Annotated in this window: 12 protein-coding genes; 8 read left to right on the top strand and 4 right to left on the bottom strand. The window is 40.2% G+C overall.

From position 1 onward, the window contains the following. The first annotated feature begins 43 nt into the window (after positions 1-43). Together MKZ02_RS16040 and MKZ02_RS16035 are read left to right on the top strand one after the other, a co-directional pair. The gene (locus MKZ02_RS16040; RefSeq protein ID WP_340854495.1) at positions 44-2146 is read left to right on the top strand and encodes a helix-turn-helix domain-containing protein; all 2103 of its coding nucleotides are present in this window, start codon (positions 44-46) and stop codon (positions 2144-2146) included. 462 nt (positions 2147-2608) lie between these two features. Beyond that, the gene (locus MKZ02_RS16035) at positions 2609-3715 is read left to right on the top strand and encodes an MBL fold metallo-hydrolase (protein WP_340856424.1); all 1107 of its coding nucleotides are present in this window, start codon (positions 2609-2611) and stop codon (positions 3713-3715) included. A gap of 144 nt (positions 3716-3859) precedes the next feature. Here MKZ02_RS16035 and MKZ02_RS16030 read toward each other — a convergent pair whose 3' ends face one another. Beyond that, on the bottom strand, positions 3860-4405 hold the full coding sequence (locus tag MKZ02_RS16030) for a GNAT family N-acetyltransferase (protein WP_340854494.1): 546 nt from the start codon (positions 4403-4405) through the stop codon (positions 3860-3862). Positions 4406-4804: 399 nt separating this feature from the next. Between MKZ02_RS16030 and MKZ02_RS16025 the strand changes: the two genes are divergently transcribed. The 6 genes from MKZ02_RS16025 (at position 4805) to MKZ02_RS16000 (ending at position 12794) form a co-directional block, all read left to right on the top strand. Next, positions 4805-5350: a helix-turn-helix domain-containing protein gene (locus MKZ02_RS16025; RefSeq protein ID WP_340854492.1), complete on the top strand. Its 546-nt coding sequence runs from the start codon at positions 4805-4807 to the stop codon at positions 5348-5350. 134 nt (positions 5351-5484) lie between these two features. Next, entirely contained in the window at positions 5485-7536 is a 2052-nt protein-coding gene (locus tag MKZ02_RS16020; protein WP_340854491.1) for a hydantoinase/oxoprolinase family protein, read from the top strand. Then, positions 7529-9286, top strand: coding sequence for a hydantoinase B/oxoprolinase family protein (locus MKZ02_RS16015; RefSeq protein ID WP_340854490.1), 1758 nt, complete (start codon positions 7529-7531; stop codon positions 9284-9286). The genes MKZ02_RS16020 and MKZ02_RS16015 overlap by 8 nt, the downstream gene beginning before the upstream one ends. A 130-nt stretch (positions 9287-9416) precedes the next feature. Next, the gene (locus MKZ02_RS16010; protein WP_120037539.1) at positions 9417-10760 is read left to right on the top strand and encodes an MFS transporter; all 1344 of its coding nucleotides are present in this window, start codon (positions 9417-9419) and stop codon (positions 10758-10760) included. 92 nt (positions 10761-10852) lie between these two features. After that, positions 10853-11608 (top strand): aspartate/glutamate racemase family protein, encoded by a 756-nt coding sequence (locus MKZ02_RS16005; RefSeq protein WP_340854487.1) that lies wholly within the window; start codon positions 10853-10855, stop codon positions 11606-11608. Continuing rightward, entirely contained in the window at positions 11493-12794 is a 1302-nt protein-coding gene (locus tag MKZ02_RS16000) for a DUF917 domain-containing protein (protein WP_340854485.1), read from the top strand. Before MKZ02_RS16005 ends, MKZ02_RS16000 begins: the two co-directional genes overlap by 116 nt. 256 nt (positions 12795-13050) lie before the next feature. Here MKZ02_RS16000 and MKZ02_RS15995 read toward each other — a convergent pair whose 3' ends face one another. The 3 genes from MKZ02_RS15995 to MKZ02_RS15985 all read right to left on the bottom strand — a co-directional run bounded on the left by MKZ02_RS15995 (position 13051) and on the right by MKZ02_RS15985 (position 16650). Next, positions 13051-14655 carry a sodium:solute symporter family protein gene (locus MKZ02_RS15995; protein WP_340854483.1) on the bottom strand — a complete coding sequence of 535 codons (1605 nt, stop codon included), beginning with the start codon at positions 14653-14655 and terminating at the stop codon, positions 13051-13053. After that, positions 14656-14802, bottom strand: a complete 147-nt coding sequence (locus MKZ02_RS15990) for a hypothetical protein (protein ID WP_182917129.1) — start codon at positions 14800-14802, stop codon at positions 14656-14658. 87 nt (positions 14803-14889) lie between these two features. Next, a complete protein-coding gene (locus tag MKZ02_RS15985) occupies positions 14890-16650 on the bottom strand; it encodes a sigma-54 interaction domain-containing protein (protein WP_340854481.1) in 1761 nt (586 codons plus the stop codon). Positions 16651-16739 lie beyond the last annotated feature (89 nt).

Raw genomic sequence — 16739 nt, 5'->3', positions numbered from 1 at the left:
TAATTTTAGTGTGGGAATACACACCATAAAAAGGAGTGTGAATATGGAATCTTCTTCTATACCATCATTGATTCAGGAGTGGCTAGCCTCCTTAACGGTTAAAGTTTGGATACGGAATCACCGAAATCATCAATTTCGGCTTATATATGAAAACGGGAGGGATACATCCCTTTTTTCTCTTCCAAAAGCTCCAATGAAAAAAACAGGGAAATATACAATCCACCAAAACAATGGAAATCGGTTTATATCTTTTTTTTATCCGAATGACTGTGAAATACTCATTTGGGCTTCACAAGATGCTTATGTTGATATTACAGAGAGACTTGAACAACTGTATACATTTTTCTATTTGATTTATCAGCAAGAGGTCATTCGGACGAAAGATGCAGAATTAGAGCATTTAATTGAAGGGATCAGTGCGATTTCTTCGCTTGATGAAAAGGATTGTTTAGAGGCGATCATCAACAGTGCAATCAACGTGATCCCTAGTGCCGATGCCGGCTTTTTGCAGTTGTTTGATTACGACTCGGAGTGCTTGACTGTAAAGGCTTCTATCGGTTTTAATCATTCAATAAAGGAATTTAAAATACGAGTGAAAGAGGCGATTACCGGGATTGTATTTCACGACGGGAAGCCAAGGATATTTCAGACAAAGGAAGAGACCTTTGATGAAATGGACCATTATCATATTAGTAAAGCAAATTTTGATATCCTGATGTCTGCCTCAGACGGGCATGCCATTAAAGCCATGTTGTGTACACCTGTAACAATCGGACAAAAACGAATTGGTGTACTAGCTGTCCATCAGTTTTATCAGAATGGAAAACTGATTAGCCGTGATCTTGAACTTCTTAAAGTGTTTGCAGATCAGGCGGCGATTGCCATTCAAAATGCACAACTTTATGATGAATTAAAAATCCGGTTAAACGAAGTTACTATGTTAAGCCAACAATTAAAAGAAAAAAATAAGTTTCTTTTAAAGCGGGATAACGTGCACAGATTACTAACGAGTCTTTCTTTGCAGAACAAAGGGCCTGCTTCCATTATTTCAGCTTTAAGACGGATGCTCGATACGCCTGTCTTTTATATTAACTTTATAGAAGACGAATATATACCGAATGTGAAAGGCAGATCTCGTCCATTTAGTGTAGAGGAAATCTCCCTGATTTTTTCTGAAAGAAGGGAACCTGTTTTTATTGATGTTTTTGATATATATCAAGAACATTTTTATTTATATCCGATTACAGACGGTACAGTTTTTCTTGGCTGTTTAATTGTAAAAGTGGAAGGGGAGCTTTCAAAGATAGCACAGACAACTGTTGAACAAGGAGGAACAATTCTTTCTCTGGAGGCGGTTAAGGAGCAAACACTGACTGATGTCTATTATAAAAAAATACACGAATATTTTAGTAAGCTGCTCCAAAATGAAGATCCTGAATTACTTGTATTAAAAGGAAAAGAATTTGGGCTGAATCTATCTTCCTATTTTTGTGTCGCCTTGGCGGAAATCCCGGCCTGTTCGGATTTAAGAATGTTAGAGGCAATTGTCCATCAATTTATTTCCACCATTAAAAAAAATTTAAAGAACAGAGACATGTTAATATTTGGCTTGAATAACAAGGTCACTATTTTAGCCCCGTTTGAAAGCCCGGTAGAATTAAAAGCATTTACAGAAGAAATAAGTACTATCATCGAGGAGCGGAGGCATCAGGATGTTTTAGGAGTTAGTATCGGAGTGGGAAATGCTTATACGGGCGTTGAACTAATTAAAAAAAGCTATCATGAAGCGGTAAAAGCACTTTCCTATCTAACAACGCGTAATGAGACGGGGGTTATTCAATATAAGCAAATCGGAATCAACCGCTTTTTTCTCCACCAATCACCTGAGGAAGTCAAAGACTTTTCAGATGAAATTTTGGGACCATTGATGGACAAAGAAGAAATAAATAGTGAGTTAGAAAAGACATTGTTTAGCTATATCATAATGAATCGATCAGCATCTAAAACAGCTAAAAAGCTTCACATACATCCTAACACTCTTTATAAACGGCTCAAGAAAATCGAAGAAACTCTCGGTCTTGCATTAGATAATCATGAAGATTTTTTAAAAATTCAATTAGCCTTTCATTTGCGTGGGAATTTTTGAGGAACGCTGATTGTTAGGCGGTAATTAGAATAAATGTTTTTTATTGAAGCAACGACTACGCATGTTCTTGTTCGATGCGGCAGCCTGCCATGAATCGTTCAATGAGAGAATGGGTAACTCTTTCATTGCAGCGGGTGACAGGTACGAGAATCAATGTAATTAAGATTACCATTCCGCCGCTTAGAGAGTGGAGAGAAGAAGCCGCTCCTTCTCGGTGCCATAGTTTCAGCCAACATTTTTGCCATTAGTTTGATGCAAGCGCTTTTTATGACTTCTTGAAATGCGAAGGCCAGCAACTTCGGCAGCAACGAAAAAGAACTTGTTGAAGTGATTACCCATTTTGCTTTTTATGCTAGTCGGTTAAGGGTACCGGCTTCCGTTATAGCTGTTAAACAATTGTTTTCGAACGAAAAATGACCATTGGAAATACCTTAATTGAAAAGTGAAGGGATTAGAAAAGTGATTATTTATTTAGCCATATTATTAGTTGGATTGATTGTCCTCATCTTTTTGTTTATGAAACTAAATCCGGTATTTGGTGGAAATCCAAGCAAGGTGCAAAGGGAAGCATATAGTCAGTTGGATAATTACGTGGAGGGCAAATTTATTAACCAAATCCCAGCAAAGCTGAGTATGAGTGCATCTGATTATTTATCCATGGTGAGGGAGAATATGTCAGGTAAGGCCGAACGTCATCCTGCTGGCCCAATTCCTGTCTCAATGATTAATTGGAATAAAATCAATAGTGAAGAAGACAGCCTAACATGGTTTGGACATTCTGCTTTTTTGCTGAATATCGATAACAAGAAAGTACTCGTAGATCCGATGTTAGGTCCCATCGCTTCACCTGTTCCTTTTGCAGGAAGCAAACGGTATAGCCAAAATACACTGGATATTATTGATGAGCTGCCGCCTATTGATGCGATGTTTATTACACACGATCATTACGATCACTTAGACTATCCGTCCATCTTAAAGTTAAAGAGCAAGGTTGAACATTTTTTCGTTCCTCTCGGCGTCGATGCCCACTTGATTCGGTGGGGAGTGGAAAAAGAGAAAATTACAGTGCTAAATTGGTGGGATGAGATCCAATTCCGCGGTTTAACCATTGTGTTGACTCCATCCAAACACTTTTCCGGAAGGGGAATTGCTAATCGAGATACGACTCTATGGGGGGGCTGGATCATTCTCGGAAAGCAGACACGCTTCTTTACGAGTGGAGATGGAGGGTATGATGCCCATTTTAAAGAAATAGGAGAAAAATACGGACCTTTTGATATGGCATTAATTGAAGGCGGTCAATATGATAGGCGCTGGCCTTGGGCTCATATGACACCAGAAGAATCTATCCAGGCTAGCATAGACATAAAGAGCAAGCGAATGATGTTAATTCACTGGGGAGCTTTTACCCTTGCTTATCATGGCTGGACGGAACCGATAGAACGAGCCTTAACAGCAGCTGAAAAGGCCAAAATTAGTATAGTTGCTCCCAAAATTGGTGAAACCATCCCTCTAGATGGAGAACCCTCTATTTCTCATTTATCCTGGTGGAATAATATATCGGGATAAATTTTAGTACGACTTTTTGAAGAAGGGAGTGGTGTACACGTTAAGAGCCTGCACTTGAAGAGTGCAGGCTCTTTTCACTAATTGAGTCAAATGAGGGGTGGCAAGGTCTATTTTTAACTTGTGAAAGCAAAATAGTTTTCATATTTACATCACTTCTGGCTGAGGGAGTTTATTCTGTTTCTCCCATTCACTACGTAGAAGCGCCATCTCAATATTATCCCAATATTCATCTTTAAACCTACATACCTGACGTTGAATCCCTTCCTTTTTAAAACCAAAATTTTCATAGCAGGCGATAGCCGCTTTATTAAAATTAAACACGCCGAGACTCACCCGGTTTAATAGTAATTCATTAAAGGCTAAGTGAAGAATCTTTTGAAAAAGCTGATTGGCAATTCCTTTGCCCCGGTGTTCTTTATAAACAAGTACGTAGCTGATTCTTCCTATCTGGTGTACCTGGTTAATTTCTCTTAATGCAATATGACCGACAACTTCATTGGTTATCGAATCTACGGCTTTATAAATGTAGCTGCCTTTTTGGACTTCCATCTCAACGTATTCGCTAAGCTGCTCTTTTGTTAATGGATACTGATAGGTTCGTCCTGACCATTGCATCATTAGTCGTTCGGAATCAATCTCTCGGATAAGCCCCTCAAAATCTTTTTCTGTGAACGTTTTTAAATGGATCACACTGTGTGGCTCCTTTTCTATTTTTTATTTACAGTGGTATGAGTATCCTAATTAAGCCACTCGAAAACCACATTTGTCCCTTTACTTTTAAAATTTTTCTTTGCACTTTCTTTTCACTGTTTTTATTGAAACTTACTTTTTGTTTGAGTAACAAATTTTTCAATGAATCTCATTAATGCGGGATAAACACAAGTCCTCGGCAATGGCTATGTCAGAGTGTTGGATAGATAAAGTTAATTAAGTGGTCTATCCTTACATTTTATCATCTTGATCTTCTTGTGCATGCCCCTCTGTAAAATTAATGAAAAATTTTTAATTGACAAAAAAGTGAGTATAATTCAAAATACTAAATATAATTCAATATATTGAATTTTTTGTTGAGAGGATGATCCTTAGATAATGGACCATATTCATGAAGAAATTAAAAGATTACGTTTGGATCGTAAATTAACATTAAAAGAACTAAGCGAAAAAACAAATTTATCAACTGGTTTTTTGTCTATGATTGAACGTGGTTCGTCTTCGTTGACGATCACTTCATTGAAGAAAATTGCTGATGCATTTGAGGTGGATATATCGTATTTTTTTGACAAACCTATTAATCACACAAAGTTTTATGTGAAGAAAAGTGATCAGAAAAAGTTTCGTATTGAAGGCTCAGAGACTGCCTATGTCCGGCTTAGTGGCAATTTTTCAAGCAGAGCACTGGAACCGCTTGTTGTGGCACTTCAGCCTAAGCAGCAGAAAGACTACGATTATAGTCATGCTGGGGAAGAGTTTTACTACGTATTAAAAGGTCTAGTTCGATTCAATGTGGATGGCGAAGAATTTGATGTCGCTGAAGGAGAATCGATTCATTTTCCTTCCCAAATCCCACATGATTATGAAAACCCTTTAGAGGAAGAATCCATCTTATTATGTGTGCTCACACCTATTCTTTTTTAACCTTTTGAAACACTTTTATATTCAGGCAATGACATGTTGCATTTAAATATAAGAAAACTTCGGTATGCCACCTTTAGAACTGGTGGCAATCCGCTGAATTTCTCTTAAAACAAATAGTAAGAGGTGAAACAGTGATGAGAGTAGCAACAGATGTTGGAGGAACATTTACGGATCTTGTGTATATGAAGGGAAATGGCGAGATAGGGTTTTCGAAAAGCAGTACAACACCGCCCCGCTTTGAAGAGGGAGTGCTCAATGTTTTAAATGAGAGCGAGCTTGCTTTGGAAGAGATCGAAACATTTATTCATGGAACAACCGTTATTATTAATGCATTAACAGAGAGAAAAGGAGTGAAGACAGGGCTTATCACGACGAAAGGCTTTCGTGATGTGCTGGAAATTGCTCGAGGAAATCGTCCTGATTTATTTAATGTACGTTACCAGAAACCAGCGCCTATTGTGCCTCGCTATTTGAGAAAAGAAGTAGAGGAGCGCTTGAATCATAAAGGAGAGGTCATCACACCGATAAATAAAGAACAACTGAAGAAAATTATCATGGAATTTAAAAAGGAAGAAGTGAAAGCGGTTGCTATTGCGTTTTTGCATTCCTATCGTAATCCTGTTCATGAAAAAGAAGCAGCAGAAATGATTAAAGAGATTTGGCCGGAAGTTTCCATAACTGCCTCGTATGAACTGACGAAAGAATGGCGTGAATACGAACGGACAAATACAGCAGTTATGAATTCATTTGTTAAGCCCATTGCTTCTTCTTATATCAATCGTTTAGAGGAAAAACTAGCGGACAAAAAGGTTACATCCAAAAAGTATATCATGCAGTCAAATGGAGGAACGACGACCTTTAGTTTAGCCAAAGAGGCTCCCATTAACATGGTGGAATCAGGGCCTGTGGCAGGTGTTTTTGGTTCTGCCATTTTAGGAAAGATTATTGGAGAAGAAAATTTGATTGCATTTGATGTGGGAGGAACAACGGCGAAATGTTCGTTAATCGAAAATGGAAATGTTAAAGTCTCCACGGATTACCATATTGAAAAAACAGACAGATGGGCAGGATACCCTCTTAAGGTCCCTGTTGTGGATATTGTAGAAATTGGCAATGGCGGGGGCTCCATTGCGTGGGTTGACCCTGTTGGATCGTTACGAGTCGGTCCGCACTCAGCAGGATCAGTCCCAGGTCCAGTCGCCTACGGACAAGGGGGAGAAGAGCCAACCATAACCGATGCGAATTTGATTACAGGCCGACTTTCCGCAAAGAACTTTTCTTACCCTGTAGATTTGCAAAGGGTAAGGGAAGTAATGGAAGAAAAAGTTGCGCGTCACTTTGATTTGCAAGTAGAAGAGGCAGCGTTGGGGATTATCCGCTTAGCCAACTCTAATATGCTGAACGCGTTAAAACTTATCTCAGTACGCAAAGGGTATGATCCACGTGATTTTGCCATGGTGGCATTTGGGGGGGGAGGTCCGCTGCATGCTACTTTTCTAGCCAAAGAGCTCGGAATCCGTAAAGTAGTTGTTCCTGTGGCATCCGCTGTTTTTTCCGCATGGGGTATGTTGATGACAGATTTACGGCAGGATTTCGTTAAAACCTATGTTGAACGACTGGATCACATCAACTTAAATGAAATGAATAAAGAGTGGGAACTATTGGAAGGACAGGCTATTAAACAATATACGCAAGAAGGAATGAACGAAGCAAGTATTGTTTTTTCAAAATATGCTGACATGAGGTACGTGGGTCAAGAGCATACAGTAAAAGTTCCTTTGCCAGCCATAGAATGGAGTCCGGAAACCCTTCAGCAAATTATCACTTCATTCCATGAACTTCATGAAAAGTCTTATACATTTCAACTCCCGGAGGCGCAAGTTGAAGTCGTTAATCTTCACCTTATAGCTTTTAGTCAAGTAGAGAAACCGAAAATGAAGGAAATGAAACAAGCTGCAGATACACAGGCGCCATTGAAGGAGAGGCGAAAGGTTTATTATGAGGAAACGGGCTGGATGGAAACAAACATATATAATCGAAACGATTTAGCCCCAGGTATGAGAATTTCAGGGCCAGCGGTCATTGAGGATCTTATGTCTTCTATTCTTTTGTATCCATCACAGGATTTAGAGATAGATAGCTATGGAAATCTAGTGATTTACAATGGGGGAGCAGAACATGTATAAAACAAAAGTTGATCCATTCACATTGGAAATTGTAAAAGATTCGTTAACGGCTGTCGGAGAGGAAATGTTTTATACATTGGGCAGGACATCAATGAGCCCGATTATTTATGAAGTATTAGACTATGCTACAGGTCTTACAGATGCAAAAGGAGATTTATTAACACAAGGAAACGGCGTGGCTGGTTTTATTGGAATGCTTAGTTTCATGGTTAAAGAAACACTGAAAAAATTCCAACATAACTTAAATCCTGGTGATATTATCATCATTAATGATTCTTATAATGGAGGCGGCTCCCATTTGTCGGATGTGGGTCTTGTGATGCCTATCTTTTATGAAGGTGAGCTGGTTGCGTTTTCTGCAAATAAAGCACATTGGACCGAAGTAGGCGGAAAAGATCCCGGCTCATTTACAAACGATGCGACGGAAATTTATCAGGAGGGGCTGCAATTCCCTTGTGTAAAGCTATTTGAAAAAGGAAATGTAAATCAAGCGTTAGTAGATGTTATTCAGGCTAACGTAAGGCTGCCTGAACTTTCTCTCGGTGACATGTGGGCACAAATTGCTTCATTGAGAATTGGTGAAAAACGCTTCCATGAGTTATGCGAAAAGTATGGAAAAGAAACTGTGCTGCAAACAACAAAGCATTTGTTAACGCAAGGTGAAATTATCTCCAAAAACGTTATTCAATCTCTTCCGAATGGTGAATATTATGCAGAGGATTATATTGATACAGATGGGCTCGGCAATGGCCCTTTTAAGGTTCAGGTAAAGGTAACAATTACAGATGAGGAATTCATATGTGATTTCCGTGGCAGTCATCCACAAGTACCTGGCCCAATCAATTGCTCCTATACCACTTTGGTTTCAGATGTGCGTACCGTGTTCTTAGCCATCACAAGTGACGACCAGCATATTAACGACGGTGTATTTCGCCCATTAAAAGTTATTACAGATCCTGGTTCCATTTTTTCTTGTGAACGGCCTGCTCCAATGTCTGTGTATTGGGAAAGTGGATCGATGGGAGGAGATCTTGTGTGGAAAGCTCTGTCTTCTGTCATTCCATCTAAGTTATCTGCCGGTCACTTTCTTTCTGTGTGTGCCGTAACCCTGTCTGGAAATCACCCAGATACCAATGAGCCATTTTTAATTGTTGAACCATCATTAGGCGGATGGGGGGCAGGAAATGACCATGATGGCCAGAGAGGACAGTTTTGTATTGGAGATGGAGAAACATACAATGTACCGGTTGAAATAGCGGAAGCCCGCTACGGTGTAATGTTGGAGGAGTATTCGCTAAATACTGATGGAGAAGGGGCTGGTGAATTTATTGGTGGAGCCGGTGTCATTCGCTCCTACCGAGCTTTAACAGATGGCCAATTTGCGACGGTCACTTATGGCCGCCATCAATATGTGCCGTGGGGATTAAATGAAGGAAAAGATGGCTCTCCTAATAAATTTTATGTCATTAAGAACAATGGAGAGATGGATGGCCCGTATGGTGTTTATGCACGATATCCGTTAAATAAAGGCGATGTGCTGAAATTAATTACCGGAACGGGTGGCGGATATGGACATCCATTTGCCAGGGAGGTCAGCAAGGTGGTGGAGGATGTAAAGAATCAATACATTACTCTACAACAAGCGAAGGAAGTTTTTGGTGTAATTATTGATGAAGAAACACATCAATTTACTGGACTTTCATCTACCCGTAAAGAATGGGAGGACAACTCGGCAACAGACAATGAATAAAAGAATGAAAGAATTTAAATGTTGTTTTAGTGTCTGTTCTATCTGCTTATTTGGCAGATAGAACAGACATAGGTATATGGGTTTCAGTGTCTTTCATAACAACAAATAAGATAAAGGAGTGAAAGAGTAGATGAATGAAAGAGTCAGAAGAGACGTGGATCAACTTGTAAGAGTAGGAGAGCTTTTTAATCGCATGCCGCTTACTAAGAGCCACTTTTTTGTCGGTTTTGTCCTCTTTATTATTTCTGTGATTGAAGCATGGGAAATGATGTTAATCATTTTTATCAGCCCTAGTATTGCGAGTGATTTTCATTTGTCAGACCTGCAAATTGGCTCTCTCCTCGGCTCTATTTATTTAGGGATGATTCCCGGTGCCTATATGTGGGGAATTATTTCTGACAAAATAGGAAGAAGAAATTCCTTAATTTATAGTTTGCTTGGATTTAGTGTTCTTTCCATAACCAGTGCTTTTTCGGTGAATTTTGAAATGCTTTATGCTCTAAGGTTTACAGCTGGTCTGGCTCTAGGAGGGGTGATGGTAGCAGGATATCCTTATTTTGAAGAGATGCTTCCTGTTAAACAACGCGGAAAAGGTATTGTCTATCTTTCAGCGGGGTGGCCATTAGGAACATTAATGGCTCTAGGCATGACAGCACTTTTTTTAGAGAGAGATGGTTTAATTGGCGGTTGGCGTGCAGTTCTTATTTTAAGCTCGCTCGTTGGGCTGTGGACGTTACTATTAAGAAAAATCCCGGAATCTCCTTATTGGCTAGCGGGCAAAGGAAAGCAAAAAGAGGCAAAAGAAGCTATCGGTTATTTAAGTAATGGCCAGATTACACTCAAAGAGGAACAGTCACTATGGGTACAGCCGATTGAAAAGGGGAGCTACACCTCTATTTTTAAGAAGAAGCTGTTAAAGTTAACAACATACCAAACGCTCGTTAACTTTGCTTTCGCTTTTGGATATTGGGGCTTGTACACATGGCTTCCGACCTTGCTTGCTCAGCGCGGCTTAGCTTTATCTGAAAGCTTAACATTTCTTGCGTTATCTACCCTTTTTCAAATTCCGAGTTATCTAGTCGCCTCTTCCTTAACAGGGAGATACGGGCGGAAGAAGATCATGGTTATATTTGTCTTATTGACCGTCATTTGCGGATTTGGCTTTGCTTTTTCAGCAGGCATGATACAAATGTATAGTTTTTATTTTGGTCTATCGTTTTTCAGTCTAGGTGCATGGGGAGTTTGGAATGCCTGGTTTGGCGAAATTTATCCAACGAATTCCCGATCTTCAGGCTATAGCTTTGGTGCCGCTGCTCAACGCTGGGCTAATGCCTTTGCTCCATCCATTATTGGATTGGTTATTGGCATGGGCTGGGCCTTTGGACAGACAATCTCTTTTGTACAATCTTTCGTCGTTATCACGCTTATTATCATTTTATTTATCCCTGAAACAGAAGGAGAAATTTTGGAGTAAAAGCGTACTTTCTCAAGTAGCAGGGTATGAGAGACTAATTTTGAATTCATTCAATGAGAACCTTGAAGATGTCAATCTGGAGGATAAATTAAATGAAGAAGAAAATACTTTTCATTGATCCGGTTTATAATGATGATTTCTGTGACACTATTTCTGAATATTTAGACAATGTAAAGAGGTCGGATACAGATATAGAGGTCATTTCGTTGGGAAAGAAACCAGGCCCCGAACATTTAGAATATCGTTGCTATGAAATTATGGCCATGCCCGATATTGTTCGTATGGTGAAAGAAGCAGAAGAGAGCGGATATGATGCAGCCATTATAGGATGTTTTTATGATCCAGCGCTGCGAGCGTGCCGGGAAGTGGCAGAGAAGATGGTAGTCTCCGCTCCTGCAGAATCATCTCTTCATATCGCCTCAACTATTGGGGAGAGCATTTCTATTATTGTTGGCCGTCAAAAATGGATGCCAGAAATAAAAGAAACGATTCATAAATATGGATTTTTCGATAAAGTAGTTTCTATTAAACCTCTTGGGATGGGCGTTCTTGATTTCCAAAAAGACCATGAGCAGACATTAAAAAGAATGCGCAGAGCTGCTATCGAGGCGGTTGAAAAAGATGGAGCTGATGTGATTGTTCGAGGATGTACCGCAGAATTAGGTTTTTTTAAAGAATTGCAAAATGAACTAGGTATACCAGTAATTGATGTAAGTTTAGCAGCATTTAAATATGCAGAATTTTTGGTTGATCTTAAACAAAATATGGACTGGACGCATAGCAAACGAGCGGGGTATCAATCACCTCCAAGTGAAGAAATGGCAGCTTTTCGCCTATTTACAAATTAAATCCATGGCACAATCATTAACGGGCATTGTGTTCGTAGTATCGGAAGGGAGAAATTTAAAGTTGCAGACGTTGCATTTACACGAAGTTGAAGACATATTATATGGAGCCTGTATTTATGGAACCGGTGGCGGCGGAAGCCTAGAGGAGGGGCTTAAGCTGGTGCGCAAGCTGTATGAAGCAGGAAAACAGGTGACAATCGCTGCCTTGGATGAAATACAAGATCATTGGCTGGTTGCTTCCCCTTATTATGTAGGATCAGTCGCTCCACCCTCCAAAGAGGTTTCCGAACGTTTAGAAAACCTTGCAACAAACAAAGAGAATGTTTCAACCATCGCAGCAAGGATGCTGCAGAAACACCAGAATGAACGGATTCAAGCCGTTATTGCAACTGAGTTAGGAGGGAACACCGCCTGGGCCATAGAAACGGCAGTAAACTTAGGCGTTCCACTGATAGATGCCGATCCGGCCGGGCGAGCTGTCCCTGATTTGGCTCATACAACTTTTAATATTTTCGATGTTTCCATTACCCCTTTTTCTTTAGCCAATAAATATGGAGACACACTAGTCGTTGAAACCGTTGCTAACCATAATCAGGCCGAACAAATTGCGCGTTCCTTTGCGACAATTTCGGGTAACTTTGCCGGAGTGTGCGACCATCCTATTAAAGGAGAGGTCTTAAAAAAGACAGTCATTCCGGGAACATTATCACAAGCGCAACGTGTAGGACAGGCTAGAAGGTTGGCGAATGACCAGCAAACTTCTCCTGTAGACGCCATTATTTCAGCTGGTGGTGGGAAACTCTTGATTGAAGGCACTGTTTCAAATGCCTCATGGGCAGATATAGGGGGATTTATTGAAGGGAGCATTACCGTGGAGTCTATAACTAGCGATAGTGAAATCCCTTCACTAAGCATTTGGTTTAGAAATGAATATATGATAGCTAAAAGTGGGGAAACGATCCTTTCCATTATTCCCGAGTTAATTATTGTTCTTGATAAAGAAACAGGAATGCCCATTCTTAACCCTAACTGTATAACAGGGATGGAGGTAGCCATAGGTACTTTTCCAGCACCCAAAGTGTGGGAGAGTGATAAAGGGTTGTCCATTTTTGGGCCTGAATATATTGGGTTGGATCGAGATGTCTATTTTGCAGTGCGAAAAGAAGGACGCAATTTGGAGATTTAAAATATAATCCATAGAGTAAAGATGATCACAAGTGAACCTTTTAGAAATTTCATAGGGAATTCAAGCTTATGTCCAAATGAGGTAAATTTCATCCTTGTTATTCAGCGGTTGAAAGCTCCATTTTTTGCGCCCAGAGCAAAATTATCCTCTCTTCTGTGTCTATAAGCTCCGTGATGCTTGCTGAATGAAAAAAGGCTAAGAGGTTCATCTTCTTAGCCTCCATTTGTCGATGAACGATTTAAGGGTGAGCGGCATTTTATGTTGCAAGTGTCAGCGGCCAATAGTAGAACACAAAAGTAATCATGATAATGACAAGGCCGCTTACCATTAAATACATAGGATATCTTTTGGTAATCGCCATCTCTTCTTTTTCGTTCGGCTCGATCGGTCTCTTTAAAATATTCGCTTGGAAATTTCGCTCTTCTATTGAAATCCCCCCATATTTTGAGCCTATATACAGAGCCATCAGGCTTAAAATAACGCCAATAATTACAGGATTAAAGTAGACGGGAAGAGCGATGCCGAATTTATTTAAAAGTTCTCCAAATATGACTCCCGCAAAGCCTGTGATGATACTTGAGAGCGCCCCGGTTTTGGTTACTTTTTTGGAGAAGACGCTTGCGAACGCTACAGGTCCCCAGGAAGCGGCAAAGAGTGTGGCCGCAAAATAGCCGATCCACATAACAGAAGGCGGCTGCCAAATGCCGATCAGCAAAATGATGATGCTGACAATAATCATAGACAAGCGGCTGGCTCGCAGCAATTGTTTATCTGTATACTTCTTGTTCCTCGACTGCTCCATGATGTCCCTCGTAATGCTGCTGCCGATCAGTTGAAGAAAGCTTGCACAAGATGATAGAGCAGCTGCCATAATGCCGCTGACGATAATTATCCCTAACCATAAAGGCGTAGCATTCATGGCGGCCCAGATAAACACTTTTTCTGTAGGAACAATGTCGCTTTTGAGTGTGGTCACAGCGGCGATACTGATATGGAGGAACAGGTAAATCGTAATGATTGAAATGGTTGCCCAGATACCAGAACGGATGGCTACGTGCTCATTCTTAGCCATTAAATATCGGCTGCTTTGCCAAGGGCTGATCGAGATAACGGCAGACCAGACCAAGCCTAATACAATTGCCCATGTTAACGCTTCCCAAGGCTCTCCCATATAAGCATTGGGACCGGTAATCCCATGCCAGCTTAATAAATCAGGCCGGTCCGGATTGGTAGCCGCTTTTACGATGGCTTCGGGGAACCCTCCTGCAGATTTAATGATAAAAGGCAAGGCTAAATAAGTAGCCAAGGAAAAGATGAAAAACATAATAGTGTCATTTACCATGACACCCTTTGCACCAGAAAGGGTAGTGAAGGAGGTATAGACAATCCACATAATTAGCAGAGCGAATGTGTAGGAGATGCCTGAGATTTCAGCAAGTAATACAGCAGCTCCCTGGGTAACGGCCACAAGATAAGCGGAGATTCCGATTATCGTCGTAATAGCCGCAGCCATTCTGACTTTATTCGATTGAAAACGGTTGCCAAAATATTCAGGAACGGTCAATGACTGACTTCTTCTCAGATAACGGCCAAAGAAGAATACACCGACTACATAACCAGTCGCATTAAAGATTACAAGTATTAACAATAAAATCGGATAGCCTTCATAAGAAAATCCTGCTTCTCCCATGAAAGACACTGTACTTAAAAATGAAGCGACAAGCATGCCGGTGATCATTAAAGTCGAGCCGCTTCTCCCGGATACATAGTACTCTTCTGAATTCTTTACTTTTTTGGAAAGAACAATGCCGATAAGAACGTAAATAAGAAAAGAGCAGATAATACCGACTGTATAAACCAATTACATCCCCACCTTTTTATCCATCGTTTCCGTTTGATCCTGAAGCGGAGTTATGTCTTTTTCCATCTTAAGAATGAAGATTCTTGTAAGAAGGCCTAGAACGATTAGAGATCCTCCATATCCAAAGCAAAAAATCAATTCTCCCATTTCAACCACTCCCTTCGTTAAATGAAATCGATTAATATAATGCAATTTACATGCCAAATTCTAAAAATTCAGTAATTTTAATTCAGGCTATTGTAAATTGCGTAACTCATACTTTTGGAGCTTTCTCATGATCGTAGTCTGGTTCACTCCAAGAGCTTTAGCCATTTTTCTTGTCGTCTTATGCTGTTTCAATGCGTGAGAAAGAAGTTGTTTTTCCGTTTCCTCGACGGCTTTTTTCAAGGTGAGATGATTGAAAGGCAAATGGTGTTCATTATGGATCATATGTTTCATGGCTAAAGGGAGGTCTTCAAGATGGATGAGCGGCTTCTGCGCAGTTACGACTATTTGTTCAATAAAGTTCTCTAACTCCCTGACATTTCCTTTCCATTCTTGCAGTTGAATAAGCAATTTTGCATCTTCAGTGAGTTCGATCGGCCGAGAATAAATGCTGCTGAATTTTTCTAGAAAATAGTCAGCTAATAATGCGATATCCTGCTTTCGTTCTCTTAGAGGAGGAAGGCGCAGCGGTACAACGTGCAAGCGATAATACAAGTCCTGGCGGAATGTTTTTTCTTCAATCATTTGCAATAAATCTTTATTTGTAGCAGAGATAATACGGATGTTCACTTGCTTTTCAGTCGTGCCGCCTACTTTTTTAAACGTCTTATCCTGGACCAATTGTAATATTTTCACTTGCAGTCCTAACGGCATCTCGCCAATTTCATCTAGAAATAAAGTGCCTTCGTTTGCCATTTCCACAAGACCCGCTTTGCCACGCTTGTTTGCTCCTGTAAAGGCCCCTGCTTCATAACCGAATAACTCCGATTCCAATAAGGTTTCAGGGATGGCGCCGCAGTTGACTTGGACAAATGGTTTGTCTTTTCTGGGGCTGTGCTCATGAATGATTTTAGCCAAGACGCCTTTGCCTACACCCGATTCACCATGAATGAAAATAGAGGAATCTGTTGGCGCAACTCTTTCAGCTAGTTGAAGGGTAGAAATCATGTTTTGAGATTGTGTGATAAATTTTTGAGAACCAATCGTTCTTTGTGTGATCGGCGCGCCCTGATCCTGTTGGGCAGACTGCTTTTCCATTAACTGCCTCTTCATTTCTACAAGCTCTGAGATATCCCGTGAATTGCACACAATTCTGTATAATTTTCCTTCCTCGTCGAAAACGGGTGTCGCCGTGGCAAGAACGGTTTTTCCACTCGGATATTCTTGTTCTACAGAATGAATGGTATGTGTAGCCATGGTTTTCAAGGTAACTGAATTGGTGATGATGCCCTTGTCCACCAACTCATGAATATTTCTGTTGATAAATGCTTCCGGAGGAAGGCCCGTAAAATGCTTGCATGATTCGCTTACAAATAACACATTGCCTTTCTCATCTGTTACAAAAATTTCATCGTAAGTGGAATTTAATATTTGAGTAAATTCCTTGTTCTTTCTTAAAGCGATTTCCAGCTGTTCATGAAGTGATTGGTTGATCCCCAGCAAGCCATTGATTTTTTGTTGGTATTTCCATTCTCTTACTTCAGAGGCTGTATAGCATATGTATTGGCCTTCCCCCTCCATAATGAAGAAATCGTAGTGATAAGGATCATTTTCGCTTATCTCAGTTAATGAAGAGATCCTTAAAAAACGGAGGCTAATACAATTCTCAACTAGCTCATTTTTTCCTTCTGCTCTCTTTTTCCAAACACAGTTATCATCCAGCACACCCACCAAATAATTTAGTTTATCCACGACTAGAATAGGCCCCTGCTGAAACGGCAGCCAATTTTCCAATTCCTTTATGCGAATATGAGAGAAGACAGAAACCGCTTGTTTATTTTTTATATCCATCCTATTGCCACTCCTTTGCTTAAAATTGAACCTTTTTTGCATCAGAATTTGCTGTTTTTTTACGAGAAGGAAGTTTCTGCTGAATATAT

The sequence above is a fragment of the Pseudobacillus sp. FSL P4-0506 genome (assembly GCF_038003025.1).
Lineage (GTDB): Bacteria > Bacillota > Bacilli > Bacillales > Domibacillaceae > Pseudobacillus.
Note: the sequence above shows the minus strand (reverse complement) of the source record. Positions and strands in the feature narration are given on the sequence as shown.